Raw genomic sequence first — 25,114 nt, 5'->3', positions numbered from 1 at the left:
CGCATCCGGCGCGCCGAGCACAGCACAGGAGAGCCGATGCCCCGCAGCATTCCCACCAGCACCCGCATCCTTCGGGCGGCGACCACCTGGGGCGCGATCGCCGCAGGCGCCCTCGCCCTGATCGGCGGTGTCATCGGGTACCTGGTCGCGGGTTGGGACGGCGCGATGAGCGCGATCGCCGGCGCGGTGATCGCCGCGGTGCTGATGCTGATGACCTCCGTGAGCATCCTGATCGCCAACCGCTGGTTCGGCGACGCGCTGTACGTGCCGATCTTCTTCGGCATCGTGCTCGGCGGCTGGATCCTCAAGCTCATCATCTTCATCGTCGCGATGCTCGTCCTCCGCGGGCAGTCGTGGATCGAGCCCGTCATCTTCTTCATCGCCGTGGTGGTCGGCGTGCTCGCCTCGCTCGCGATCGACGCCTTCGCACTCCTGAAGATGCGTCTGCCGTACGTCGAGGTGGCGCTCCCCGGCGACGACGAGCCGGGCGACGACGCCGACCGCGATCGCCCCTGAGCCACAAGTTCGACACGGAGTAGAAGTGGCCCCAGGATCTGTTAGGCTGGACAACGCTTCCGCCGCGTCGCCAAGGGTGACGTTCTCGGCGGACGTGACTTGCCAGAACACCCGGTGCGCGCACCGGCGCGATGAAGTCGGAGCCACACGTTGACAAACGCCGTGACGTTGATCGCCTCTGCCGAAAACGGAGGGGAATTCCACCCCCCGTCGATCATGGACTTCTTCCCTCCGGCGATCTTCCAGATCGGATCGTTCGAGTTCACGCGCATCAACCTCGCGCAGCTGATCGCGACGGCCGTGCTCGTGATCATCCTGGTCGTCGGCACGCGCCGCATGCGCGTCGTCCCCACCCGCGGCCAGAGCATCGTCGAGATGGGCTTCGACTTCGTGCGCGGCGGCATCGCGCACGACCTGCTGGGCCGCAAGGACGGGGAGCGCTTCGTCCCGCTGCTGGCGACCATGTTCTTCATGATCCTGTTCATGAACCTGACGGGCATCATCCCCGGCATCAACATCGCGGGCACGAGCGTGATCGCCGTTCCGCTGCTGCTGGCCGTGATCTCGTACGTCACGTTCATCTACGCGGGCATCAAGAAGAGCCCAGGCGGCTTCTTCAAGAACGCACTGTTCCCGCCGGGCGTGCCGCTGCCGCTGTACATCATCGTGACGCCGCTCGAGTTCCTCTCGACCTTCATCATCCGGCCCGTCACGCTGACGCTCCGACTCCTGATGAACATGATCGTCGGCCACCTCATGCTGGTGCTGTTCTTCTCGGCGACGCAGTTCTTCTTCTTCACGATGGGCGGTTGGTGGACGGCGCTCGGCGCCGGCACCCTCGCCTTCGGGTTCGCCTTCACGGCTTTCGAAATCCTGGTGGGCTTCCTCCAGGCGTACGTTTTCACGATCCTCACCGCGGTCTACATCCAGCTCGCGGTCGCGGAAGAGCACTGACGGCGCGTCCTACGCGCGCCGCCCTACGAAAGGAAAAATCCAGTGGACGCTTCTATGGTTCTCGCTGAGGTCAACGGCTCGATCGCCACGGTCGGCTACGGTCTCGCCGCCATCGGCCCGGCCATCGGTGTGGGCTTCGTCGTCGGCAAGACGATCGAGTCGGTCGCGCGCCAGCCCGAGCTCGCCGGCCGCCTGCAGGTTCTGATGTGGATCGGTATCGCCTTCACCGAGGCGCTCGCCTTCATCGGCATCGCCACCGGCTTCATCTTCGGTTACTGATCCATCCGTCGCTGACACGTAAGGAGACAGGATGCTGAACGCTCTTGTCACGGTCGCCGCGGAAGAAGAGGCTCCGAACCCGCTGCTTCCGGCCTACTATGACATCATCTGGTCGGCGGTCTGCTTCATCATCATCCTCGTGGTGGTCTGGAAGGTCGCGCTGCCTCGCCTGACGGCGATGCTCGACGAGCGATCGGCCGCCATCGAGGGGAACATCGAGAAGGCCGACGCCGCCCAGAAGGAGGCCGAAGCCGCGCTCGCCGAGTACAACAAGCAGCTCGCCGACGCCCGCCGCGAGGCAGGCGAGATCCGCGAGACGGCTCACGAGGACGGCAAGAAGATCGTCGCCGAGGCGAAGGCTCTGGCCACCGTCGAGGCGGACCGCGTGACGGCATCCGCTCAGGCGCAGATCGAGTCCGAGCGCCAGGCGGCCATGGTGTCGCTGCGCACCGAGGTCGGCGGCATCGCCCTCGACCTCGCGGGCAACGTCATCGGTGAGACGCTGAGCGACGACCAGAAGGCGCAGTCGGTGGTCGACCGCTTCCTGGCCGACCTCGAAGCGTCCGAGAAGGCGGCCAAGTAATGGGCAGCGCGTCCACTCAGGCTCTGGCGGCGACGTCCGACGTTTTCGCCGAGCAGAGCCTCGACCTCGCCGCGGCGCGCGACCTGTTCGCAGCGGCGCGCACGACGGCAGGGTCGTCGCATCTGGGCGGCGCGCTCGCCGATCCCGCCGCTTCGCCCGAGGCGCGCAAGGCGCTCGTCGCCGCGGTCTTCGGCCAGCTCGGAGCGACCGCCCGCGCGGTCGTCGAGGCGGCGGCGCTCCAGCGCTGGTCGTCGACGAGCGACCTCGTCGACGGGCTCGAGGAGCTCGCGATCCGCGCGGCGGCGTCGAGCGAGCCGTCCGCCGACGTGGCCCGCGAGCTGTTCGACGTCTCGCGCGTCGTCTCGCAGAACGCGGAGCTCGAGCTCACGCTCGGCGGCACGCTCGGTGACCCCGCGGGGAAGGCCGCGCTCATCGAGAAGCTCATCGACGGACAGGCGAGCGCTGCGTCGACGCTGATCGTCGCCGAGCTCGTCCGGTCGCTCAGGGGCCGCCGCGTGCGCTCCGTGCTCCGCGAGGCGATCTCGATCGTCGCGGCGCAGGCCGGCCGCACGGTCGCGACCGTCACGGTGGCCGCGCCGCTGAACGCGGTGCAGGCGGAGCGCCTCGCCGCGACGCTCTCGAAGATCTACGGCGGCGACATCGCGCTGAACCAGGTCGTCGACGCCGGCGTCGTCGGCGGCATCCGGGTCCAGGTCGCCGACGACATCATCGACGGCAGCATCTCGACGCGACTCACCGACCTGCGCCACAAGCTGGCCAGCTGACACGACTTGCCGCTCCGGCGGAGGCTTCGGGGCCTGATGGCTCCACAACACGAAGGAAGAAGATGGCAGACATCGCAATCAGCCCCGACGCCATTCGGGATGCGCTGAAGGACTTTGCCGCCGCATACGAGCCGACCGGTTCCGATGCGACGGAGGTCGGCACCGTCACTGACGCTGCTGACGGCATCGCCCACGTCGAGGGCCTCCCCGGCGTGATGGCCAACGAGCTCATCAAGTTCGAGGACGGCACCCTCGGCCTCGCGCAGAACCTCGATGAGACCGAGATCGGCGTCGTCGTGCTCGGCGAGTTCACCGGCATCGAGGAGGGCCAGCAGGTCACCCGCACCGGCAAGGTCCTCTCGGTCCCGGTCGGCGACGGCTACCTCGGCCGCGTGGTCGACCCGCTCGGCACCCCGATCGACGGCCTCGGCGCGATCACCGACCTCGACGGTGAGCGCGAGCTCGAGCTCCAGGCCGCCGGCGTGATGGACCGCAAGAGCGTGCACGAGCCGATGCAGACGGGCATCAAGGCGATCGACGCCATGATCCCGGTCGGCCGCGGCCAGCGCCAGCTCATCATCGGCGACCGCCAGACCGGCAAGACCGCTCTCGCGATCGACACGATCATCAACCAGCGCGAGAACTGGGAGTCGGGCGACCCGACGAAGCAGGTGCGCTGCATCTACGTCGCGATCGGCCAGAAGGGCTCGACCATCGCGTCGGTCAAGGGCGCGCTCGAGGACGCCGGCGCCATGGAGTACACGACGATCGTCGCCGCTCCGGCCTCGGACCCCGCCGGCTTCAAGTACATCTCGGCGTACACAGGCTCGGCCATCGGCCAGCACTGGATGTACCAGGGCAAGCACGTCCTGATCGTGTTCGACGACCTGTCGAAGCAGGCAGAGGCCTACCGCGCCGTGTCGCTCCTCCTGCGCCGTCCGCCGGGCCGCGAGGCGTACCCCGGCGACGTCTTCTACCTGCACTCGCGCCTGCTCGAGCGCTGCGCGAAGCTCTCGGACGAGCTGGGCGCCGGCTCGATGACGGGTCTTCCGATCATCGAGACGAAGGCCAACGACGTGTCGGCCTACATCCCGACCAACGTGATCTCGATCACCGACGGCCAGATCTTCCTGCAGTCCGACCTCTTCAACGCGAACCAGCGCCCGGCGGTCGACGTCGGCATCTCGGTCTCGCGCGTCGGCGGCGATGCTCAGATCAAGCACATCAAGTCGGTCTCGGGAACGCTCAAGCTCGAGCTCGCCCAGTACCGCGCGCTCGAGGCGTTCGCGATGTTCGCATCCGACCTCGACGCGGCCTCGCGCCGCCAGCTCGACCGCGGTGCGCGCCTGACCGAGCTGCTCAAGCAGCCGCAGTACTCGCCGTACCCCGTCGAGGAGCAGGTCGTCTCGATCTGGGCCGGTACGAACGGCAAGCTCGACACGATCGCCGTCGAGGACGTGCTCCGGTTCGAGTCGCAGCTGCTCGACCACGTGCGCCGCAACACCGACATCCTGGGCACGCTCAAGAAGGTCGGCAAGCTCGAGGACGACACCAAGGCCGAGCTCGAGAAGGTCGTCGACAACTTCATCCTCGAGTTCCAGGGCGGCAAGGGCCAGAGCCTGTCGGCGCCCGGCAACGAGCAGATCGGCTCCGCCGACCACGAGGACGTCGGCCAGGAGAAGATCGTCAAGGGCCGCAAGGCGTAAGCCGAGCACACCATGGGCGCGAAACTCAAGGAGTACAAGCAGAGGATCTCCTCTGCTCAGACGACCAAGAAGATCACGAAGGCGATGGAGCTCATCGCGGCTTCGCGGATCCAGAAGGCGATGGCGCGCGTGCGCGCGTCGTCGCCCTTCTCCCGCGCGGTCACGCGGGCCGTCTCCGCGGTCGCGACGCACAGCGGCGTCGACCACGTGCTCACGCGCGAGCCGGAGACCACCACGCGATCGGCGATCCTGCTGATGACGAGCGACCGCGGCCTCGCGGGCGCCTTCAACTCCCAGGTGATCAAGGAGGCGATGGAGCTCGCCGAGCTGCTGCGCTCCGAGGGCAAGGACGTCGTGTTCTACCTCTTCGGGCGCAAGGCGGTCGGCTACTTCCAGTTCCGGCAGATCGCGAGCGCGGCGCAGTGGGTCGGCGACGCCGACGTGCCGCAGTTCGAGAACGCGGAGGAGATCGCGCAGGCCCTCCTCGACGCCTACGTGCTCGACGAGTCGGAGGGCGGCGTGAACGAGATCCACGTCGTCTACAACCGCTTCGTCAGCATGATGACGCAGACGCCGGAGTCCATCCGGCTGCTGCCGCTCGAGGTCGTCGAGGCCGATGAGGCCGGTGCCGACGAGGCGCACTCGAACGAGGTGTTCCCGCTGTACGAGTTCGAGCCGGAGGCATCGGTCGTGCTCGACAAGCTGCTGCCGGTCTACATCCAGAGCCGCATCTTCAACGCCCTCCTGCAGTCGTCCGCCGCGAAGCAGGCGGCGACGCAGAAGGCGATGAAGGCGGCCAGCGACAACGCCGACAAGCTCATCACCGAATACACGAGCCTGCGCAACAACGCGCGCCAGGCCGAGATCACCCAGCAGATCGCGGAGATCGTCGGCGGCGCCGACGCGCTGGCCTCCTGACCGGCCGCAAGATTTCCCAAGAAGGAAGAGACAACATGACTCCTACCGCTACGGCTGACGCCGCGACGGCGGTCGTCGGGCGCGTCGCACGCGTCACGGGGCCGGTCGTCGACGTCGAGTTCCCGCACGACTCGATTCCGGACATCTACAGCGCGCTGAAGACCGACCTGACCGTCGGCGGCGTGACCACCGAGATCACTCTCGAGGTCGCGCAGCACCTCGGCGACGACGTGATCCGCGCGATCTCGCTGAAGCCGACCGACGGCATGGTCCGCGGCCAGGAGGTGCGCGACACCGGTGCGCCGATCTCGGTTCCGGTCGGCGACATCACCAAGGGCAAGGTGTTCAACGCCACGGGCGACGTCCTCAACCTCGGCGAGGGCGAGACGCTCGAGGTCACCGAGCGCTGGCCGATCCACCGCAAGGCGCCGAACTTCGACCAGCTCGAGTCGAAGACCACGATGTTCGAGACGGGCATCAAGTCGATCGACCTCCTCACCCCGTACGTCCTGGGTGGGAAGATCGGCCTGTTCGGCGGTGCCGGCGTGGGCAAGACGGTCCTCATCCAGGAGATGATCCAGCGCGTGGCGTCCGACCACGGCGGTGTGTCGGTGTTCGCCGGCGTCGGCGAGCGCACCCGTGAGGGCAACGACCTCATCCACGAGATGGACGAGGCGGGCGTCTTCGACAAGACCGCCCTCGTCTTCGGCCAGATGGACGAGCCGCCGGGGACGCGCCTGCGCGTCGCCCTGTCGGCGCTGACGATGGCTGAGTACTTCCGCGACGTGCAGCAGCAGGACGTCCTCCTGTTCATCGACAACATCTTCCGCTTCACGCAGGCGGGCCAGGAGGTGTCGACCCTGCTGGGCCGCATGCCTTCGGCCGTGGGCTACCAGCCCAACCTGGCGGACGAGATGGGTGTGCTCCAGGAGCGCATCACGTCGACGCGCGGCCACTCGATCACCTCGATGCAGGCGATCTACGTGCCGGCCGATGACTACACCGACCCGGCCCCCGCGACGACGTTCGCTCACCTCGACGCGACGACCGAGCTCTCGCGAGAGATCGCCTCGAAGGGTCTGTACCCGGCGATCGACCCGCTCACCTCGACGAGCCGCATCATGGACCCCCGCTACCTCGGCGAGGACCACTACCGCGTCGCGACGAGCGTGAAGCAGATCCTGCAGAAGAACAAGGAGCTGCAGGAGATCATCGCGATCCTCGGTGTCGACGAGCTCTCGGAAGAGGACAAGATCGTCGTCGCCCGCGCGCGCCGCATCCAGCAGTTCCTGTCCCAGAACACCTACATGGCGAAGAAGTTCACCGGTGTCGAGGGTTCGACGGTTCCGCTCAAGGAGACGATCGAGTCGTTCGACGCGATCGTCAAGGGCGACTTCGACCACGTGGCCGAGCAGGCGTTCTTCAACGTCGGCGGCATCAGCGACGTCGAGGCGCAGTGGGCGAAGATCCAGAAGGAGAACGCCTGATCATGGCGCTTCAGGTCAGCCTGGTTTCGGCCGAGGAAGAGGTCTGGACGGGGGAGGCCAAGCTCGTCGTCGCCACGACGACGGAGGGACAGATCGGTTTCATGACCGGTCACGAGCCCGTGCTCGGAATCCTCGGCGATGGCCCCGTCCGGATCACGCAGCCCGATGACTCCGTGGTCACCGCGACCGCAGAGGACGGCTTCGTCTCGGTCGAGTCCGATCGGGTCACGATCGTCGCGGGCCACGCGGCGATCGCCTCCTGACCACGATCCTGCTGCCCCCTTCCGAGACGAAGAGGGCAGGCGGATCGGGCGAGCCGCTTGACGTCGACGGCCTCGCGCTGGGAACCCTCCGTTCCCCGCGCGAGGCCGTCGCCGCGTCTGTCGTGGCTCTCGCCGCGGATCCGGATCGCGCCGCACGCGTCCTGAAGCTGTCGGAGCGCCAGCGGGCCGCCGCCGTCTCGGACAATGCTTCGCTGCTGCACTCGCCGACGATGGCGGCTATCGACCGATACACCGGTGTCCTGTTCGACGCCCTCGATGCGTCGACCCTCGATGCGCCCGCGCGCGCGTGGCTCGGCGCCAGGGCGTTCATCCACACGGCGCCGTTCGGGCCCGTCCGCGCGCTCGATCCGATCCCGTCGTACCGCCTGGCGGCTGGCGCCTCCCTGCCCGACCTGCCGCCGCTCAAGCGGCTGTGGGCTCCGGCCGTGACCGAGGCGCTGGAGCGCGAGGCGCATCCGCTCGTGATCGATCTGCGCTCGCAGGCGTACGTCGCGCTCGGGCCCGTGCCCGAGGGCCTCGCGAGCACCTACGTCCGCGTCGTGACGGACACCGCGGACGGCTCGACGCGCGCGCTGAACCACTTCAACAAGAAGGCGAAGGGGGAGTTCGCCCGCCGCATCGCGGTCGACCGCCCCGAACTGGCGACCGCGGACGACCTGATCGCGTGGGCGGCCGGCGCCGGCATCCGGATGCGGCCGGGCGCTGCGCGCGGCGAGACGGAGCTCGTCGTCGCCGAATGAGGCGCGCTCGGCCGCGGGGCGGGTTCGCGTCGGGGGCGGGTCGCGCGGCTAGGATATGAGGAACGCCGCCGGCGCACGGCGACGACACCGACGATCTGGAGGACGTGTGACCGACGCGACGAGCCCGGTGCGCTCGCACACCTTCGATCTCGGGGCCGGTCGCGAACTCGCGGTCCGCTGGGCGGGAGTGACCGATGTCGGCCGCAAGCGCGAGGTGAACCAGGACGCGATCCTGATGGAGTGGCCCCTCTTCGTCGTGGCCGACGGCATGGGCGGCCACATCGGCGGCGAGATCGCGAGCGCCGTCACGGTCGAGCGCCTCGCCGGCGTCGCGGCGGCCGGGGAGCCCATCACGCCGGAGAGCGTGGAGCTCGCCCTCGAGGACGCCGTGCGCGACATCGCCGACCACCCGGAGACGACCGACGAGGGCACGGGGACGACCGTCACGGGCATCTACCTCGACCCGACGAGCGAGCCCGCCTCCTGGGTCGTCATGAACATCGGCGACTCCCGCGTGTACCTGATGCGCGACGACAAGCTCGTGCAGGTCACGGTCGACCACTCCCTCGTCCAGGAGCTGGTCCAGGCGGGGCGGCTCAGCCCCGAGGAGGCCGAGACGCACCCGTACGGCAACGTGATCACGCGCGCCGTTGGGCCGAGCGAGTCGGTCGTTCCCGACTACGTGCGCGTCGAGGTCGAGGACGGCGATCGCTTCGTGATCTGCTCCGACGGTCTCACGAAGGAGCTCACCGACTACGGGATCCTGCACTTCCTGCGCGAGCACGACGACCCGGCAGAAGCCGTCGCCGCGATGCTGGAGGCCGCACTCGGCAACGGCGGGCGCGACAACGTCTCGATCGTCGTCGTGTACGCCGAGATGCCGGATGCGCCGGCGGAACCGGAGACGCCGGAGGCGTCGCACTCGCCAGCCGAATAGCACCGCGGCCTCGCCCACATCCGGGTCTTCCCGCCGCGGTGCATCCACAACCCGCTCGCGGCGTTCCGCCGCGGCCGCTCGGCCGCTGAGCTGGAGAGGTGACAGCACCTCCCCGCACCGACGAACCGATCGCGCTGCCGCCGGCCGCACAACCGGCGGGGCGCGGCACGATTCCGCTCGTCGCGGCGTGCGTCCCCGTCATCGGCGCCGTCGCGATGTGGCTCATCACCGGCTACGCCATGATGTTGGCCTTCGCCGTGCTCGGCCCGCTGATGATGTTCGGGTCGCTCGCCGACGGCGCGCGCACGAGGCGCCGGGACCGGGGCAGGGCGCGCCGAGAGCTCGCCGAGGCCTGCGCGCGAGCTCGGAACGAACTGCGCGAGCGGCACGACGGCGAACGCGACGCGCTGTGCCGCCGGCATCCGGACGCCGGTAGGCTCGCGGTCGCGAGAACGCTCTGGCGGCACGGTGCGAGCGAGCTCGTGCTCGGAACGGGGCGCGCTCCCAGCGCCGTGCGGGTGACGGGCGGCGATGGGGAGGAGGGCGACGCCCTGCGCCGCGAGGCGGCGTGGGTGCGCTCGGCGCCCGTGGCGGTGCCGCTGCGCGATGCCGGCGGGGTCTGCGTGCAGGGCGAGGCGCCGCTGGCGCAGGCCGTCGCGCGGGCGCTCCTCCTCCAGCTCTGCCTGCGCGCCTCGCCCGACGAGCTGATCGTCACGACCGTGCTCGCGGGAGACGAGCGGGCCATGGCCGCGCTCCCGCACCGCGCCGCGGCGGAGCGAGCGGCGCCGCCGAAACCCGGCGAGAAGGGGCCCTTCCGGGTCGCGTGCGCGGAACTGCCGGGAGGAGAGGAGGACGCCACCGGCGGGGAACCGGGGGAGGCGGCGTCGGCCCTGGCACGTGCGGATTTCCGCATCGCGGTGACGGCGCGCGGCGTCGATGCTCCCCGCGGCTGCGGCGTCGTCCTCGAGCTGGAGAGGGGCGGGATGCTCCGCGCGCGGCGCCTCGACGACACGACGGACGGGCCGGGTGGGGAGCCGCTCGACGTCGAAGGCATCGGGCTCGCGCAGGCCGAGCGGATCGCGGCGGGGCTCGCGCGGCGCGCGGGCGCGGCGGAGGGGGCGAGCCTGCCGCCGGTCGGGCTCGCGGAGCTGATCGCGGCGTTCGGGGCCCCGGCGAGCGGGGCCCAGGTGCCGCCGGAGGGGCTGCGGGGGCGCGACGGCGAGCGTGGCCCTGCCGGTGACGGCGGCCTCCGCGTGCCGATCGGTCGAGGGGCCGCGGGGCCGGTCGCGGTCGACCTGGTGCACGATGGGCCGCACGCCGTCGTGACCGGCATGACGGGAAGCGGCAAGAGCGAGCTCCTGACGACCTGGATCGCCGCGCTCGCGGCGCTTCGAACCCCGGAGGAGGTGACGTTCCTGCTCGCCGATTTCAAGGGCGGGACGGCTTTCGCGCCGCTGCTGGCGCTGCCGCACGTGACGGGGCTGATCACGGACCTCGACGGCACGGGTTCGCGGCGCGCCGTCGAGAGCCTGCGCGCAGAGCTGCGCCGGCGGGAGGCCGAGATCGCCGCGGCCGGGGCATCCGACATCGCGGACCCGCGTGTCAGCACGCCGCGCCTCGTGATCGTCGTCGACGAGTTCGCGGCCCTCCTGCAGGACCACGGCGATCTGGGCGACGTGTTCACGGATGTCGCGGCGCGCGGGAGAGCGCTCGGGATGCACCTCGTACTCGGCACGCAGCGCGCTGCCGGAGTGCTGCGCGACGCGCTCGTCGCCAACTGCCCCCTGCGGGTGTCGCTGCGCGTGGCGGACGCGGCCGACAGCCGGGCCGTCATCGGGGCCGATGACGCGGCGGAGCTGCCGGGCACCCCCGACGCGCGGGGGCTCGCCCTCGTGCGGCGCGCGGGAGACGTGACGCCCGAGCGCGCCCGGATCGCGCGCACGGGGGCGGAGCTGGTCGCGCGCCTCGCCGAGGTCGGCGCGCGGCACGCGAACGGGGCGCCGCGCGCCCCGTGGCTCCCGCCGCTGCCCGAGTCGCTGCCGTTCGACGCGATCGCGGCGCGGCACGGCGGTGCGGGCGGCATCTTGCTCGGGCTCGCGGACGAGCCGGAGGTGCAGCGCCAGCCCGTCGTCGCCCTCGACCCCCGCTCCGACCGAGGGCTCGGCGTGGTCGGGGCGGCCGCCACGGGCAAGACGGCGATCGGGCGGCTCGTCGCGGCACAGGTCGACGGAACCGTGCGGGTGCCGAGCGACCTGGAGGGCGCGTGGGACGCGATCGAACGCGCCGTCGACGACCCGCCGCCGGCGATCGTGATCGACGGCCTCGACGCGCTGCTGCACCGCTTCCCGCCGGACTACGCCCAGGAGTTCGCGGCCCTGGCGGAGACGCTGGTGCGCGAGGCCGGCGCATCCGGCTGCTTCGTCGTCGTCACCGCCGCGCGTTCGACGGGCGTCGTCGAACGCGTGATGTCCGGCTTCGAACGGCGGGCGCTCCTGCGCGCCGCATCACGCGCCGACCACGTGCAGGCGGGCGGCGACGGCGCCGCGTTCGACCCCGCGCGCCCGCCCGGCCGCGCCGAGCTCGGCGGTCGTGAGGTTCAGTTCGCACTGCCGCCGGGCGAGCCGGCCGCAGGCGCGATCACCGGAGGCCGCGACGGTGCGCCTCTGGGCGCGTCGGCCGCGGGTGCCGGCGCGGCGCCTGCGGCCGGAGGCGGCGCGGGCCGAGTGCGGCCGCCGCGCCGCGGCGCGCCGTATGCGCCGGCGAGGACCAGGGCCGAGCGGCGGGCGCTCCGCCCGTGCGACGGCGCCGGCCCCTCGGGCCCCTCGGGAGGGATGGGCGGCGAGCGCTCCGATGGGGTCGCGCGGGCCGGGGGCCCCGGCCCCGCCTGGTTCCCCGGCGGGCCCGCGGCGCTCGTCACTGCGGGGGCGGCCGCCCGAGCCGCCGCACTTGGCGAGGTGTGGGGTCGCGGCGTGCGGGTCGTCGCCCTCGACGCGCTGCCGGCAGGGACCCCTCTCGCGGAGCTCGCCGGCGGCACCGACCGGTTGGTCGCGGTCGGCGAAGGCGAGGCGTGGCTGCGCCACGGCGGGCTGCTGCGCGAGATCCGGGCCGCCGGCGAGCTGCTCGTCGCGGCGGAGTGCCCGCACGAACTGCGCACCGTGGCGGGGGAGCGCGCGCTGCCGCCCTATGCCCTCCTCCGCGCCGGTCGCGCGTGGCTCGTCACGCCGGCGGACCGGCCTCGCCGCGTCACCCTGCCCGCGTAGCGCGGCCGGGATCGCACGGCTCGCCGCAGCGAGCCGGCCCGCGCGGCTCAGACGACGGGACGCACGCGGCCGACCTCTTGGCCGCCGCCGAGGATCGCGAACTGCGGGTGCACGGCGAGGAAGTCGGCGACCGATTCGACGGGCAGAGCGCCCGCCTTCGCGAGCAGCTTCAGCGCCACGGCGGACGTCGCGCGGCGCGAGCCGTCGAGCACCTTGACGGCGACGGTCGTGCCGTCGGGGGCGACCATCACCTGGACGCCGTCGGCACCGAACTTCGAGAACACGCCGAAGCGCTCGATCGCCGCAGTGTCGGGCCGACCGGGCCCCTCGACCGCCCACGGGTGCTCGCGGGTCGCCCGCATGAGCCCGCCGGCGATCCGGTGCAGGGCGAACGGCGACGTCTCCGACGACGTGCCGATGCGCTGCATGCCGCGCGCGAGCGCCGACAGCGGGAGCGCGTGCACGGGCGCGCCGCACCCGTCCGTCACCGTCGCCTCGATCCGTGCGCCGCCCGTGAGCCGCTCGACCGTCTCGCGGATGTGCTGCTGCAGCGGGTGCGACGGCGACAGGTAGGTCTCCTTGTCCCACCCGTTCGCGGCGCACGCGGCGAGCATGGCGGCGTGCTTGCCCGAGCACGTCATCCGGATGCGCGAGGCCGGCGCGTTGTCGCGCAGCTGCTCCGATCGGGTCTGCGCGTCGTCGGGGTAGGCCGTCGGGCAGCGCAGGTAGTCCTCCGTGAGGCCGACGTCCTGCAGCATGCCCCGCACCAGCTGGGCGTGCCGGTCGGTGCCGCTGTGGCTCGCCGTCGACACGGCGAGCGCCGGGCCGTCGAACGTCGCGCCCGCCGTCGCGCAGGCGACGGCCTGGAACGGCTTCATGGCGGAACGCGGCAACACGGGGGCGTCGACGTCGCCGAGGGCCAGCGCGACCTCGCCGTCCGGCGAGAGCACGACGGCCGCGCCGGCGTGCCGCGATTCGACGAAGCCGCCGCGGTCGACGGAGGCGAGTTCCACAGAGGATTCGACGGAGAGCGTTCCAGGCATGGTCACCAGCCTATTCCGCCCGGGGCAGCGGTGCCGCGCGTAGCCTGTCGGCATGGCGAGCGAGCACCGGTACGCGCTGACGGCGACCTGGACGGGGAACCTCGGGGAGGGCACGTCGGGCACGCGCGCCTACTCGCGCGATGTGAGCCTCGCGGTCGACGGCAAGCCCGTCATCGCCGGTTCCGCCGATCGGCCGTTCTTCGGGGATGCGTCGCGGTGGAACCCGGAGGACCTGCTGCTCGCGGCGCTCGCCCAGTGCCACCTGCTGTCGTACCTGCGCGCGTGCGTGCTGCGCGGCGTCGTCGTGACCGGCTACGCCGACGAGGCGGAGGGTGTGCTCGAGCAGTCGGGGGACGGCGGGCGGTTCCGCGCGGTCGTCCTGCGCCCCGCCGTCACGGTCTCGGACGAGGCCATGCGGGAGGGGGCGCTCGCCGCCCACGACGACGCGCACGAGTGGTGCTTCATCGCGAACTCGGTCAGCTTCCCCGTGACGGTCGCGCCGACGGTGACCGTCGGCTGAGCGCTCAGCGGCGCTCGTGGGGGAGCGCGCGTCTGATCTTCTCGACGGTGCCCTGGGCGGGGAGCTCGTTGTAGGTGCCGGCGAGCTCCTGGCCCGAGAGCTCGTGGATCGCGGCCATGATCTCGTCGGTCGCGTGGCGGCGCGCCTTGCCGCTGGTCGCGGGGCCGTGCTTCGACACGTCGATGGGTTCGCCGAACCTGACGACGACGCGCTCGGAGAGCTTGGGCATCTTCGCGCCGACCGGCATCACCCTGTCGGTGCCGATCAGGCCGATCGGGACGACGGGGGCGCCCGTCTGCAGCGCGAGGAACGCGACGCCAGTGCGGCCCTTGTAGAGGCGGCCGTCCCGCGACCGGGTGCCCTCGGGGTGGAGCGCGACGGCCGCGCCCGAGTCGAGGATCTCGCGCTGTTGGTCCAGCGCGTCGAGGGCGGCCTGGCCGACGCCGCGCTTGACGGGGATGGCGCCGACCGCCGTGAAGAACGTGCGGGAGACCCAGCCCTTGAACCCCCTGCCCGAGAAGTACTCGTCCTTCGCGAGGAAGTGGACGGGGCGCGGCGCCGCGGCGACCGGGATCGCGAACGAGTCGATGACCGACAGGTGGTTGCTGGCGAGGATGACGCCGCCCTGCTTCGGCAGGTTCTCCTTGCCCTCGACCCGCGGGCGGTAGATCATCCGTGCGAGCGGGGCGATGATCGCCCTGCCGAGCGCATACACCCAACTCGGGCTGTGCGGAACGGTCTCCTCGGGCTCGTCACTGTCGGCCTGCGGGCTGGGGGAGGTCATCCGATCAGTTTAACCGGGCGGCCATGCGCGATCCGGAATGGGCGGCCGCGGCGACGCGCCCGGGGTGTCAGCGAGCACATGGACGGATGGGGGAAGATGAGTTGTCCCCAACGAACGAGGTTCCCGTGCGCTTCCGCTCCGCAGCCCTGATGTCCACCGCCGTGATCGCCGTGCTCGCCCTCTCGGGCTGTGCCGGCGGCGACGAGTCCGGAGAGCCGGATGCCGCAGCGGACCCGTTGTGCGCCGCGGCCGGCCCCAGCGGTGAGGCCGTCGAGTCGCTCGACATCTCGGGCGCCGCTGGCGATGAGGTCCCCGACAGCCTCGACATCGCGGACCCGATCGACCCCGAGGAGTTCGAACGAGCGGTCGTGACCGAGGGAGACGGCGCGGAACTCGCCGAGGGCGACTTCGTGACGTACGCGCTCGCCGGATACGACGCGGAGACGGGCGAGCAGCTGGGCAAGGCCGGGTACGAGCCCGGCGAGATGCAGCCGGCGCAGCTCTCGGCGCAGAGCGCCGTCGGTCAGGTCTTCGGATGCGCGACCGTCGGCTCGCGCATCGCGACGGTGTACCCCGCAGTGACGGCCGAGGACGGCACGGAGACCCCCGCGCAGATCCAGATCGTCGACGTGATCTCGACGCCCGAGAAGACGGCGTGGGGCGAGGACCAGGAGCCCGTCGACGGCATGCCGACCGTCACGCTCGCGGACGACGGCGAGCCGACGATCGAGATCCCGGACGGCATGGAGATCCCCGAGGAGACCGAGACCGCCGTCCTCAAGCAGGGCGACGGCGCCGAGGTGACGGCGGACGACACCGTGTACGTGCAGTACAAGGGCGTCAAGGCCTCCGACGGCGAGGAGTTCGACTCGAGCTGGAGCCGGGGCATGGTGGCGACGTTCCCCGTCAGCGGTGTGGTCGAGGGGTTCCAGAAGGCGCTGATCGGCCAGAAGGTCGGCTCGCAGGTCGTCGCCGTGCTGCCGAGGACCGAGGCGTACCACGTCGAGGGCAACGAGGACAACGAGCTCTACGACGAGGACCTGATCTTCGTGGTCGACATCGTCGACGTCTTCCACCCGGCAGAGCAGGCAGCGGAGTAGCCAGCCATGCGCCGCATCCTGATCCTCGGGTCGACGGGGTCGATCGGCACACAGGCGCTCGACGTCATCCGGAGCAACCCCGGCCGCTTCGAGGTCGCGGGCCTCGCGGCCGGCCGTGACGCGGAGGGGCTGCGGGCGCAGGCGGAGGAGTTCGGCGTCGCGCACACGGCGCTCGGCGCCGACGCCGCCGCCCGGATGGTGCGCGAGGTCGACGCCGACGTGGTGCTGAACGGCATCACGGGCTCGGTCGGGCTCGCGCCGACGCTCGCGGCGCTGGAGGCGGGGCGCACGCTCGCCCTCGCGAACAAGGAATCGCTCATCGTCGGCGGGCCGCTCGTCAAGCGCGCGGCCGCGCCTGGTCAGATCGTGCCCGTCGACTCGGAGCACTCGGCGATCGCGCAGGCGCTGCGGGCCGGCGCCCCGGACGAGGTGCGCAGGCTGGTCGTCACGGCCTCCGGCGGCCCGTTCCGCGGTCGGACGCGCGACGAGCTGCGCGACGTGACCCCGGCCCAGGCGCTCGACCACCCGACCTGGGACATGGGGCGCGTCGTGACGACGAACTCGGCGACGCTCGTGAACAAGGGCCTCGAGGTGATCGAGGCGCACCTGCTCTTCGACGTGCCGTTCGACCGGATCGACGTCGCGGTGCATCCGCAGTCGGTCGTGCACTCGATGGTCGAGTTCGTCGACGGCTCCACGATCGCGCAGGCCTCACCGCCGGACATGCGCCTCCCGATCGCGCTCGGCATGGCGTGGCCCGACCGCGTCTCCGGTGTCGGTGCGCCGATCGACTGGACGACGGCGGCGAGCTGGACGTTCGAGCCGCTCGACGATGAGGCGTTCCCCGCCGTGGCTCTCGCGAAGCGGGTCGGACGGGCGGGGGAGACCTACCCGTGCGTGTTCAACGCGGCCAACGAGCAGGCCGTCGACGCGTTCCACGAGGGGCGCCTGCCGTTCCTCGGCATCGTCGACACCGTCGCGCGCGTCGTCGACGCGCACGACGCACCGGCCGAGCTCACGCTGTCCTCGCTCGCGGAGGCCGAGCGCTGGGCGCGGGCCGAGGCCGACCGCGCGATCGCGGGCTGAGGAGCGCGCGGCGCACCCGCTCACGTGCGCCTTCACGCGGGTGTTGGGCGGGCGGACCCGCGCTTGGGGGCACCTGAGCGGTTCCATGGCGACGCCGTGAGACGATGTCAGGCGTGATCGTCACGCCCAGAATCCGCCGCACGCCACCCGTGATGCAGCGCCCCGAGCGGCCCACCCCCATCCGCTCCTCCGACCTCGCCGCCCGCATCGGCGGCACCCTCACCGGCGCCGACGCCGAGGTGACCGGTGTCACCGTCTCGTCGACCGACCTGGCGCCGGGCGAGCTCTTCGTCGGTATCCGGGGCCTGAACCGCCACGGCGCCGAGTTCGCCGCCGCTGCGGCCGAGAACGGGGCGGCAGCGATCCTCACGGACGCCGAGGGCGCCGAGATCGCCGCGCCGTCGGGCCTGCCCGCCATCGTCGTCGACGACCCGCGTGGGGCGCTGGGCGACGCCGCCATGGCGGTGTACCGAACGGCGCCGGGCGACGACCTGCCGCTGCTGCTGGCGACGACGGGCACGAACGGCAAGACGAGCGTCACGCACCTCCTCGAGGGCATGCTCACCCAGATCGGCGTCGTCGCGGGCGCGTCGACGTCGGCGGAGCGCGTCGTCGCGGGCGAGCGCGTCGTCGCCGGCCTCACGAGCCCCGAGGCGAGCGAACTGCACGCCCTGATCGCCCGGATGCGCGAGAGGCACGTCGAGGCGTTCGCGGTCGAGGTGAGCGCCCAGGCCGTCACCCGCCGCCGCGTCGAGGGCGTGATGTGGGACGTGATGGGCTTCACGAACCTCACGCACGAGCACTTCGACGACTACGGCGACATGGAGACGTACTACCAGGCGAAGGCTCCGCTGTTCACGGCGGCGCGCAGCCGCCGCGCCGTCGTCTCGCTCGACTCGGCACTCGGCGACCGCATCGCGCGCGAGGCCGAGGTCCCGGTCGAGACCATCGCGACGCGCGGGATCGCCGACGACGAGGCGTTCGAGCGCGCCGACTGGAAGGTCGAGGTCACGTACGAGGCGCAGACGGGCACCGGCTTCCGGCTGACGGGCCCGGATGGCCGCGAACTGTCGACGACCGTCCCCGTGATCGGCGCGCACATGGCGGCGAACGCGGGCCTCGGAATCGCGATGATGCACGCCGTCGGCTACGACTGGGAGCGCATCGCAGCGGGCCTCGCGGGCGAGATCCGCGCCTGGGTTCCCGGGCGCACGCAGTTGGTCTCGGGCCCGGAGGGCCCCGCCGTCTACGTCGACTTCGGCCACACGCCCGACGCCTTCGAGAAGACCCTCGCCGCCGTGCGCCGCGTCACGCCCGGCAGGGTCGTGATGCTGTTCGGTGCCGACGGCGACCGCGACACCACGAAGCGCTACGACATGGCCCGCACGGCCGTCGAGGGCAGTGACGCGACCGTCATCACCGACCACCACCCGCGCTTCGAGAACGCGGCCGACATCAGGGCGACGCTGATGGCGGCGGCGCGCGACGTCGCCCCCGAGCACGAGACCTACGAGTCGTCGCCTCCTGAGGCCGCCATCGTCAAGGCCGTCTCGCTGGTCGGCTCCGGCGACGCGATCCTGTGGGCCGGCCCCGGCCACCAGAACTACCGCGACATCGAGGGCACCCAGTGGGCCTACTCTGCCCGCGAGCTCTCGCGCCGCGCGCTGATCGAGGCGGGGTGGCCGCCCGCCGAGCGCGGTTGGCAGAACCCCTACGGGGACTGACCGGATGGGCGTGCTCGCGTTCATCGTCGGCGTCGTGATCGTCGTCGTGGGCCTCGGCGTCTCGATCGCGCTGCACGAGATCGGCCACCTGGTCCCGGCGAAGCGCTTCGGCGTGCGCGTCGGCCAGTACATGGTCGGCATGGGCCCGACGATCTGGTCGAAGCGCCGCGGGGAGACCGAGTACGGCGTCAAGTGGCTGCCGATCGGCGGTTACATCTCGATGGCGGGCATGTACCCGGCGCGCGACCCCGACAAGCCCGTCGGCGGCCTGTTCCGGACGATGGTGCAGGACGCGCAGGCGGCGAACGAGGAATCGCGCGACGGCGTCGACGAGTCGCGCACCTTCGCGGCGCTGCCCACCTGGAAGCGCATCGTGATCATGCTCGGCGGCCCCGCCATGAACCTCGTGATCGCGATCGTGCTGTTCACGGTGCTCGCCAGCGGCATCGGCCTGCCGCAGAACACCTCCACGGTCGCGAGCGTGTCGCAGTGCGTCCTGCCCGCCGGCACCGAGCAGACCGAATGCGAGCCGGGTGACCCCGCTTCTCCCGCCGCGGCCGCCGGACTGGAGGCGGGGGACACGATCATCTCCGTCGACGGCACGGCGGTCGACGGCTTCGACGACGCGAGCGCGATCATCCGGGCGCATCCGGGCGACAGGATCGACATGGTCGTCGAGCGCGACGGCGCCGAGCGGACGCTCACGATCACACCGGTGCTCGCGACGAACCGGTACGTCGATGAATCGGGCGAGGCCGTCACGGCGGAGGTCGGCTTCGCCGGTTTCAGCCCGACCACGGAGCGCGTGCGCGAGCCGCTCCACACCGGAACGGTGCAGGTGTTCGAGCAGCTCGGCGCCGTCGCCGGCATCATCCTCGAGCTGCCGCAGCGCATCTACGCGACGGCCGTCGACCTGTTCACGGGCCAGGAGCGCGACCCCAACGGGCCCGTCAGCGTCATCGGCGTCGGGCGCCTCGCGGGCGAGGTCGCCGCGACCGAGGCCCCGGTCATCGACCGCACGGCGGTCATGATCCAGCTCGTCGGCTCGGTGAACATCGCGCTGTTCGCGTTCAACATGATCCCGCTGCTGCCGCTCGACGGCGGCCACATCGCGGTCGCGCTGTGGGACGCGATCAAGCGCGGCTGGGCCAAACTGCTGCGCCGCCCCGCACCCAAGCCCGCCGACGCGTCGCGGATGGTGCCGCTCACCCTGGTCGTCGTCGTGCTGATGATCGGCATGAGCGCGATCCTGTTCGCGGCCGACCTGTTCAACCCCATCACCCTGCAATAGGCCGCGGCCCGCAGGCGGCGCGCTCGCGGCCATCCCCGAGCCGCGGCATAATCGCCCAGCCGCGGCAGGATCCGCCCGGTTCTGCCGCGGCTCGCGGATTCTGCCGCGGCTCGGAGCCCGGCGGCGCGCCCTATGCCAGCGCGTGCGCGACGAGACGCTCGAGCGTCGTCATGCCGTCGCGCGACAGGATCGACTCGAGGTGGCCCTGCACGCTCGCGACGTGGGGGGCGCGCAGCGCGTAGACGTCGCCCGTGGCGGGGTCGGCCGCGACCTCGACCGGACCGCTCACCGCCCGCGCCGGCGGCTCGACGCGGCTCGTGCCCGGCTCGACGCGCGCCGTGAACGTGTTGTAGAAGCCGATCGACGCCTGAGTGCCGAACACGTCGACCGTCTTCTGCACGCCCTGGTGAGGGCGGGCCAGGGGAGCGAGGTCGAGGCCGACGCGGTCGGCGAGGGCCTGGTGGCTCAGGCACACCGCGACGAGGGGCGCGCCCGCGGAGGTGCGGCGCGCGACCACCTCGCGCATCCGGGCGATGCGCGGGTTCGACGCGTCGCGCGGGTCACCGGGGCCCGGGCCCGCGACGACGAGCTCGGCCGCGTCGATCTCCGCGTCCGAGACCTCCGACCAGTGCGCGATGCGGGCGTCGAGCCCGAGGTGGCGCAGCTGGTGGGCGAGCATCGTCGTGAAGCGGTCCTCGGCGTCGACGACGAGTGCACCCGTGCCGGCGAAGGGGCCAGCGCCCGACGGCTGCTGCTCCATCCAGAACGTTGCGAGGCGCGCGTTGCGCGACGCGAGCAGTTCGGCGATTCCGGGGTCGTCGGCCAGCGGGCGGGTCTCGGCCGCCGGGCCGTCGGCATCGACGACGCGGACGGGGCGCGGCACGGCGCCGATCGCGCCGAGCACGCCGGCGGCCTTGCCGTGGGTCTCGCTGACCTCGCCGTACGGGTCGGAGTGCCGCACGAGCGTCGCGCCGACGGGAACCCGCAGCGCGCCGTTCTCGAGGTGCGCCGTGCGGATGAGGATGGGGGCGTCGAGGTCGTGGCCGCCCTCGGCGCGCGGCGTGAACAGCGCAGCGACGCCCGAGTAGTACCCGCGCGGCGAGGTCTCGTGGCGCCGGATGACGGTGCACGCGTTCTGCATGGGCGAGCCGGTCACCGTGGGGGCGAACATGGTCTCGCGCAGGATCTCGCGCGGGTCCATCCGGCTGGTCCCCCTGAGCATGTACTCGGTGTGGGTCAGCCGCGACATCTCCTTGAGGTGCGGGCCCGTGATGCGGCCGCCGTCGGAGCAGACGGCGCTCATCATCTTGAGCTCCTCGTCGACCACCATGAAGAGCTCCTCGGTCTCCTTGGTGTCGGTGAGGAAGGCCGAGAGGGACTCGACCGTCGCACCGCCGTCCGGATGCCGGAAGGTGCCGGAGATCGGGTTCATCGTGACAGTCGCCGAGCCGTCGCCGCGCGAGGCGGCGACGACGTGCGCCTCGGGGCTCGCGCCGACGAGGATCCGGTCGCCCGCGGCGATCGCGAAGGTCCAGTACGCGCCGCGCTCGTGCTCGAGCAGGGCGCGGAACCACGTGAGCATGGCCGTGCGGTCGTCGGTGCCGATGCCCGCCGTGTAGTCGCGCCGGATCACGAAGTTGGCGCCCTCGCCGCGGCCGATCTCGTCCGCGATCACGCGGCGCACGATCGCGGCGTACTCCTCGTCGGCGACGTCGAAGCCCGCGTCCGTCAGCGGCACGGCGTCGCCGGGCAGCGCCGCGAGCGCGTCGCCGACGGGAACCCGCGTGTGCTCGTCGATGACGAGGCAGCGCAGGGGGGTGTCCTCGTCCGCGGCCTCGAAGCCGCGCTCGCGCACCTGGCGGTAGGGGACGAGCGCGAGCACCTCGCGCGGGGCGCCATCGGCGCCGGCGAGCGGGATCTCGGCGAGCAGGTCGACGTCGACGACGTCGCCCGTCAGCACCTCGACATGGGTCGCGGGTCCTTCACCGCCGCGTGCGATCAGGGCGAAGGACGCTGAGGGGTCGGCGGCGAGGCGCAGGATCGCCTCTGCGGTGGTGTCGGCTGCAGCCATGGGTGACTCATCTCTCGGAAGAACGGGGGCGGTCACCCTCTGGCGCAGACGACCGCCGATGCGGGGCGGTCGTGTTCGTGCTCGCGAAGCAGGCCGCCCGTCAGGACAGCCACCACCAGCTCTGGGTCACGCGCACGGTGTCAACCTATACGCCAGCCGCGCCGACCGCCAAACCATGCGGCTCACAGCGACCCCGCGGCCCGGATCCAGCCGCCGCGCACCGGAGCGTCGTAGGCTGAGGGGGTGCCAGCAGTGAATCTCGGGATGCCCGCCGTCCCCGACGTCCTCGCCCCGCGCCGCAAGTCCCGTCAGATCAATGTGGGCAAGGTGAAGGTCGGCGGCGACGCCCCCGTGTCCGTGCAGTCGATGACCACGACGAAGACGCACGACATCAACGCGACCCTGCAGCAGATCGCCGAGCTGACGGCATCCGGATGCGAGATCGTGCGCGTCGCGTGCCCGACGGACAAGGACGCCGAGGCGCTCAAGATCATCGCGATGAAGAGCCAGATCCCCGTGATCGCCGACATCCACTTCCAGCCGAAGTACGTCTTCCAGGCGATCGACGCCGGCTGCGGCGCCGTGCGCGTCAACCCCGGCAACATCCGGAAGTTCGACGACAAGGTCGGCGAGATCGCGAAGGCGGCGAGCGACGCGGGCGTCAGCCTCCGGATCGGCGTGAACGCCGGTTCGCTCGACCGTCGCCTCCTCGAGAAGTACGGCAAGGCGACGCCCGAGGCGCTCGCCGAGTCTGCCGTGTGGGAGGCCAGCCTGTTCGAGGAGCACGGCTTCCACGACTTCAAGATCTCGGTCAAGCACAACGACCCCGTCGTCATGGTGAAGGCGTACCGCCTGCTCGCCGAGCGCGGCGACTGGCCGCTGCACCTCGGCGTGACCGAGGCCGGCCCCGCGTTCCAGGGCACGATCAAGAGCGCCACGGCGTTCGGCATCCTGCTCTCCGAGGGCATCGGCGACACCATCCGGGTCTCGCTCTCGGCCCCGCCGGCCGAGGAGGTCAAGGTCGGCCACCAGATCCTGCAGTCGCTGAACCTGCGCCAGCGCACCCTCGAGATCGTCTCGTGCCCCTCCTGCGGCCGCGCACAGGTCGACGTCTACTCGCTCGCCGACAGCGTCACCGAGGGGCTGAAGGACATGACGGTGCCCCTGCGCGTCGCGGTCATGGGCTGCGTCGTGAACGGGCCCGGCGAGGCCCGCGACGCGGACTTGGGCGTCGCGAGCGGCAACGGCAAGGGCCAGATCTTCGTCAAGGGCGAGGTCATCAAGACGGTTCCGGAGGCCGAGATCGTCGCGACCCTCATCGAGGAGGCCAACCGCATCGCCGACGAGATGGGCCCGGATGCCCAGGTCGGCACCGCCCAGGTCGTCACGGCCTGACGCGAGCGGGTCACCGCCCGCGAATGCGGGCGGTGACCCGCTCGGAGGCGCGCACTATCGAGGAGCCTGGGCATCTTCGAGGAGATTCCTCGTGGATACCTCCTCGATGCTGCTGAATCTCCTCGGTCGTGCGCGGCGCGGCGCGCTCATCCCGGCGGGTTGTCCGAGAGGTACTGCTCCGCCAGCCGAGCGGGAGCGCGGTCGAGCCAGGCGTCGACGATGACCTCCCGCAGGCGATCGGCGCCGATCGCCCCGAGCCGGATGAGCACGGCGGCGTAGTCGTCGAAGTGCGGGATCGTGAAGAACAGGTCGGGCTCCGAGGCGACCATCGCCTCCTTCACGACCTCGTGCTCGACGCGGGCGGCCGCGATCTCGCCGCCCGGCGCGGCGTTCCCGAGCGCCGCGAGGTCGGTACGGTTCAGCGGGCGCTCCCAGACGAAGCCGCGCCCGTGCACCCGCCACATCCGGTTGCCCCACGCGGGCTTCATCGCCACGTCGGGCAGGGCCTCGGCGATCCGCTCGACATCCGCCATGGTCGCCATGGCGCCAGGCTACGCCGGGGCGCCGGCCGGCGGAAGGAGCGTCGCGCCGCCGAACGGTGCGCGGCAGGGGCCTCGGCCGTCGGCGTCCTGCGGAACCGCGCGAACGGAGCGCGGAGTGAGGCGCCCGGGGCGGTGTCGGCGGCGCGATCCGCGACTCCGCCCCTGGCGCCGCCTCGTCAGAGTGCCCGCTGCGGCAGGTCGGGCAGCGTTTCGTCGAGCTCCTCGAAGGCCTCCGTCCAGCCGTCGTGGACGCCGTGCTCGGCGCCGCGGTCGTCTGGCATGCCGACGAGGCGGAAGGTCATCTCGGTACGGCCGTCCTCCCGCTCGGCGAGGTCGACCGTGATGACGGGCACGCCGTCGCCGCGTGGGTCGCCAGGCGACCCCCAGGTGAAGCGGAGCCGCTCGGGCTCGCGGATCTCGAGGTACTCGCCCGCCGTGGGCCACTCGCCGCCGGTCGGGTCGACCATGAGGTAGGCGTAGCCGCCGCCCTCGCGCAGGTCGATGCTGACGCTCTCGGGCGGCGTGGCCACCTCGTGCGGGTGCCACCACCGCGCGGCGAGGGCGGGGTCGGTCCACGCGCGCCAGACGGCCTCCCTCGGCGCGTCGAAGGTGCGGGTGATGGTGAATTCTGCGGTGGACATCGTCACTCCTCGTGTCGTGGTGCTGTCGATGGCGTGGGGGGTCCTTCGTGCGGGGGCCGCAGTCCGGCCAGCACGTCGTCGAGACGATCGAACTGCGACTGCCAGAGCGCCCTGTTGGTCTCGATCCACGCGGTGGCCTCGTCGAACGCCTCCGGGTGGATCGAGCACACCCGCCACTGGGCGCGGGTCGACCGCTCGATGAGGCCGGCCCCCTCCAGAACGCGCAGGTGCTGTGAGATGGCCGGTGCGCTGATCTCGAACGGCTCTGCGAGCTCGCCCACCGTGGCTTCCCCCGAGCTGAGCCGCTCGAGGATGCCGCGCCGGGTGGGGTCGCCGAGCGCCTGGAACACCCGGGACAGCGGATCGGTCGCCTGCTTCATTTCACTACATCCTTAATTAGTGGATAGCTTAAGTATGCGACAAGGCGCGCCGATGTCAAGGGGCGCCGGTGAATCGGCACGCCTGCGG

24 protein-coding genes are annotated in these 25,114 nt (G+C 71.7%); 18 read left to right on the top strand and 6 right to left on the bottom strand.

The genetic code is table 11. The annotated features are described in order from the left end of the window. Window positions 1-36 precede the first annotated feature (36 nt). From C0010_RS14035 to C0010_RS13980, 12 genes are all read left to right on the top strand, one after another. A complete protein-coding gene (locus tag C0010_RS14035) occupies window positions 37-516 on the top strand; it encodes a hypothetical protein (protein WP_105567720.1) in 480 nt (159 codons plus the stop codon). 216 nt (window positions 517-732) lie between these two features. Beyond that, window positions 733-1,470, top strand: coding sequence for a F0F1 ATP synthase subunit A (gene atpB / locus C0010_RS14030; protein WP_105567719.1), 738 nt, complete (start codon window positions 733-735; stop codon window positions 1,468-1,470). Window positions 1,471-1,512: 42 nt separating this feature from the next. Next, a complete protein-coding gene (gene atpE, locus C0010_RS14025; protein WP_105567718.1) occupies window positions 1,513-1,749 on the top strand; it encodes an ATP synthase F0 subunit C in 237 nt (78 codons plus the stop codon). 31 nt (window positions 1,750-1,780) lie between these two features. After that, complete coding sequence (locus tag C0010_RS14020) at window positions 1,781-2,332, top strand: F0F1 ATP synthase subunit B (RefSeq protein WP_105567717.1); 552 nt, start codon at window positions 1,781-1,783, stop codon at window positions 2,330-2,332. Further along, a complete protein-coding gene (locus C0010_RS14015) occupies window positions 2,332-3,117 on the top strand; it encodes a F0F1 ATP synthase subunit delta (protein ID WP_105567716.1) in 786 nt (261 codons plus the stop codon). Before C0010_RS14020 ends, C0010_RS14015 begins: the two co-directional genes overlap by 1 nt. Window positions 3,118-3,179: 62 nt before the next feature. Further along, window positions 3,180-4,823 carry a F0F1 ATP synthase subunit alpha gene (atpA, locus tag C0010_RS14010; RefSeq protein ID WP_105567715.1) on the top strand — a complete coding sequence of 548 codons (1,644 nt, stop codon included), beginning with the start codon at window positions 3,180-3,182 and terminating at the stop codon, window positions 4,821-4,823. Between the two features lie 12 nt (window positions 4,824-4,835). Beyond that, complete coding sequence (locus C0010_RS14005; RefSeq protein ID WP_105567714.1) at window positions 4,836-5,741, top strand: F0F1 ATP synthase subunit gamma; 906 nt, start codon at window positions 4,836-4,838, stop codon at window positions 5,739-5,741. Between the two features lie 35 nt (window positions 5,742-5,776). After that, on the top strand, window positions 5,777-7,228 hold the full coding sequence (gene atpD, locus C0010_RS14000) for a F0F1 ATP synthase subunit beta (protein WP_105567713.1): 1,452 nt from the start codon (window positions 5,777-5,779) through the stop codon (window positions 7,226-7,228). Window positions 7,229-7,230: 2 nt separating this feature from the next. Continuing rightward, window positions 7,231-7,491: a F0F1 ATP synthase subunit epsilon gene (locus C0010_RS13995; protein ID WP_105567712.1), complete on the top strand. Its 261-nt coding sequence runs from the start codon at window positions 7,231-7,233 to the stop codon at window positions 7,489-7,491. After that, window positions 7,488-8,252: a YaaA family protein gene (locus C0010_RS13990; protein WP_324999386.1), complete on the top strand. Its 765-nt coding sequence runs from the start codon at window positions 7,488-7,490 to the stop codon at window positions 8,250-8,252. The genes C0010_RS13995 and C0010_RS13990 overlap by 4 nt, the downstream gene beginning before the upstream one ends. A 106-nt stretch (window positions 8,253-8,358) precedes the next feature. Continuing rightward, window positions 8,359-9,189, top strand: coding sequence for a PP2C family protein-serine/threonine phosphatase (locus C0010_RS13985; RefSeq protein ID WP_232531968.1), 831 nt, complete (start codon window positions 8,359-8,361; stop codon window positions 9,187-9,189). A 98-nt stretch (window positions 9,190-9,287) separates the two neighbouring features. Beyond that, on the top strand, window positions 9,288-12,449 hold the full coding sequence (locus C0010_RS13980; RefSeq protein ID WP_105567709.1) for an FtsK/SpoIIIE domain-containing protein: 3,162 nt from the start codon (window positions 9,288-9,290) through the stop codon (window positions 12,447-12,449). Window positions 12,450-12,496: 47 nt separating this feature from the next. Here the strand turns inward: C0010_RS13980 and C0010_RS13975 are convergent, their stop codons facing one another. Next, window positions 12,497-13,492: an asparaginase gene (locus C0010_RS13975; RefSeq protein ID WP_105567708.1), complete on the bottom strand. Its 996-nt coding sequence runs from the start codon at window positions 13,490-13,492 to the stop codon at window positions 12,497-12,499. Window positions 13,493-13,544: 52 nt separating this feature from the next. On the opposite strand from C0010_RS13975, the gene C0010_RS13970 reads away from it, so the two are divergent. Continuing rightward, window positions 13,545-14,012 (top strand): OsmC family protein, encoded by a 468-nt coding sequence (locus C0010_RS13970; protein WP_105567707.1) that lies wholly within the window; start codon window positions 13,545-13,547, stop codon window positions 14,010-14,012. Between the two features lie 4 nt (window positions 14,013-14,016). Here C0010_RS13970 and C0010_RS13965 read toward each other — a convergent pair whose 3' ends face one another. Beyond that, a complete protein-coding gene (locus tag C0010_RS13965) occupies window positions 14,017-14,796 on the bottom strand; it encodes a lysophospholipid acyltransferase family protein (RefSeq protein ID WP_105567706.1) in 780 nt (259 codons plus the stop codon). A gap of 125 nt (window positions 14,797-14,921) precedes the next feature. Here C0010_RS13965 and C0010_RS13960 point away from each other — a divergent pair, with 125 nt between their 5' ends. The 4 genes from C0010_RS13960 (at window position 14,922) to C0010_RS13945 (ending at window position 19,997) form a co-directional block, all read left to right on the top strand. Then, complete coding sequence (locus tag C0010_RS13960) at window positions 14,922-15,896, top strand: FKBP-type peptidyl-prolyl cis-trans isomerase (RefSeq protein WP_158685524.1); 975 nt, start codon at window positions 14,922-14,924, stop codon at window positions 15,894-15,896. 6 nt (window positions 15,897-15,902) lie between these two features. Beyond that, entirely contained in the window at window positions 15,903-16,982 is a 1,080-nt protein-coding gene (gene dxr, locus C0010_RS13955) for a 1-deoxy-D-xylulose-5-phosphate reductoisomerase (protein WP_105567704.1), read from the top strand. Between the two features lie 152 nt (window positions 16,983-17,134). Further along, a complete protein-coding gene (locus C0010_RS13950) occupies window positions 17,135-18,706 on the top strand; it encodes a Mur ligase family protein (RefSeq protein ID WP_105567738.1) in 1,572 nt (523 codons plus the stop codon). 4 nt (window positions 18,707-18,710) lie between these two features. Next, window positions 18,711-19,997 (top strand): M50 family metallopeptidase, encoded by a 1,287-nt coding sequence (locus tag C0010_RS13945; RefSeq protein ID WP_105567703.1) that lies wholly within the window; start codon window positions 18,711-18,713, stop codon window positions 19,995-19,997. Window positions 19,998-20,127: 130 nt separating this feature from the next. Here the strand turns inward: C0010_RS13945 and C0010_RS13940 are convergent, their stop codons facing one another. Then, entirely contained in the window at window positions 20,128-22,068 is a 1,941-nt protein-coding gene (locus C0010_RS13940) for an anthranilate synthase family protein (protein WP_105567702.1), read from the bottom strand. Between the two features lie 264 nt (window positions 22,069-22,332). Between C0010_RS13940 and ispG the strand changes: the two genes are divergently transcribed. Then, window positions 22,333-23,463 carry a flavodoxin-dependent (E)-4-hydroxy-3-methylbut-2-enyl-diphosphate synthase gene (gene ispG, locus C0010_RS13935; RefSeq protein ID WP_105567701.1) on the top strand — a complete coding sequence of 377 codons (1,131 nt, stop codon included), beginning with the start codon at window positions 22,333-22,335 and terminating at the stop codon, window positions 23,461-23,463. A 146-nt stretch (window positions 23,464-23,609) separates the two neighbouring features. Here the strand turns inward: ispG and C0010_RS13930 are convergent, their stop codons facing one another. The 3 genes from C0010_RS13930 to C0010_RS13920 all read right to left on the bottom strand — a co-directional run bounded on the left by C0010_RS13930 (window position 23,610) and on the right by C0010_RS13920 (window position 25,026). Continuing rightward, on the bottom strand, window positions 23,610-24,005 hold the full coding sequence (locus C0010_RS13930; RefSeq protein ID WP_105567700.1) for an MmcQ/YjbR family DNA-binding protein: 396 nt from the start codon (window positions 24,003-24,005) through the stop codon (window positions 23,610-23,612). Between the two features lie 176 nt (window positions 24,006-24,181). After that, on the bottom strand, window positions 24,182-24,646 hold the full coding sequence (locus C0010_RS13925; protein WP_105567699.1) for an SRPBCC family protein: 465 nt from the start codon (window positions 24,644-24,646) through the stop codon (window positions 24,182-24,184). A 2-nt stretch (window positions 24,647-24,648) separates the two neighbouring features. Next, on the bottom strand, window positions 24,649-25,026 hold the full coding sequence (locus C0010_RS13920; RefSeq protein ID WP_105567698.1) for an ArsR/SmtB family transcription factor: 378 nt from the start codon (window positions 25,024-25,026) through the stop codon (window positions 24,649-24,651). Window positions 25,027-25,114 lie beyond the last annotated feature (88 nt).

Origin of the sequence: Microbacterium halophytorum, assembly GCF_002970975.1 — a bacterium.
Taxonomy (GTDB): Bacteria; Actinomycetota; Actinomycetes; order Actinomycetales; family Microbacteriaceae; genus Microbacterium; species Microbacterium halophytorum.
The sequence above is the reverse complement of the archived record's forward strand: the minus strand, read 5'-3'. Positions and strand labels throughout refer to the sequence as shown.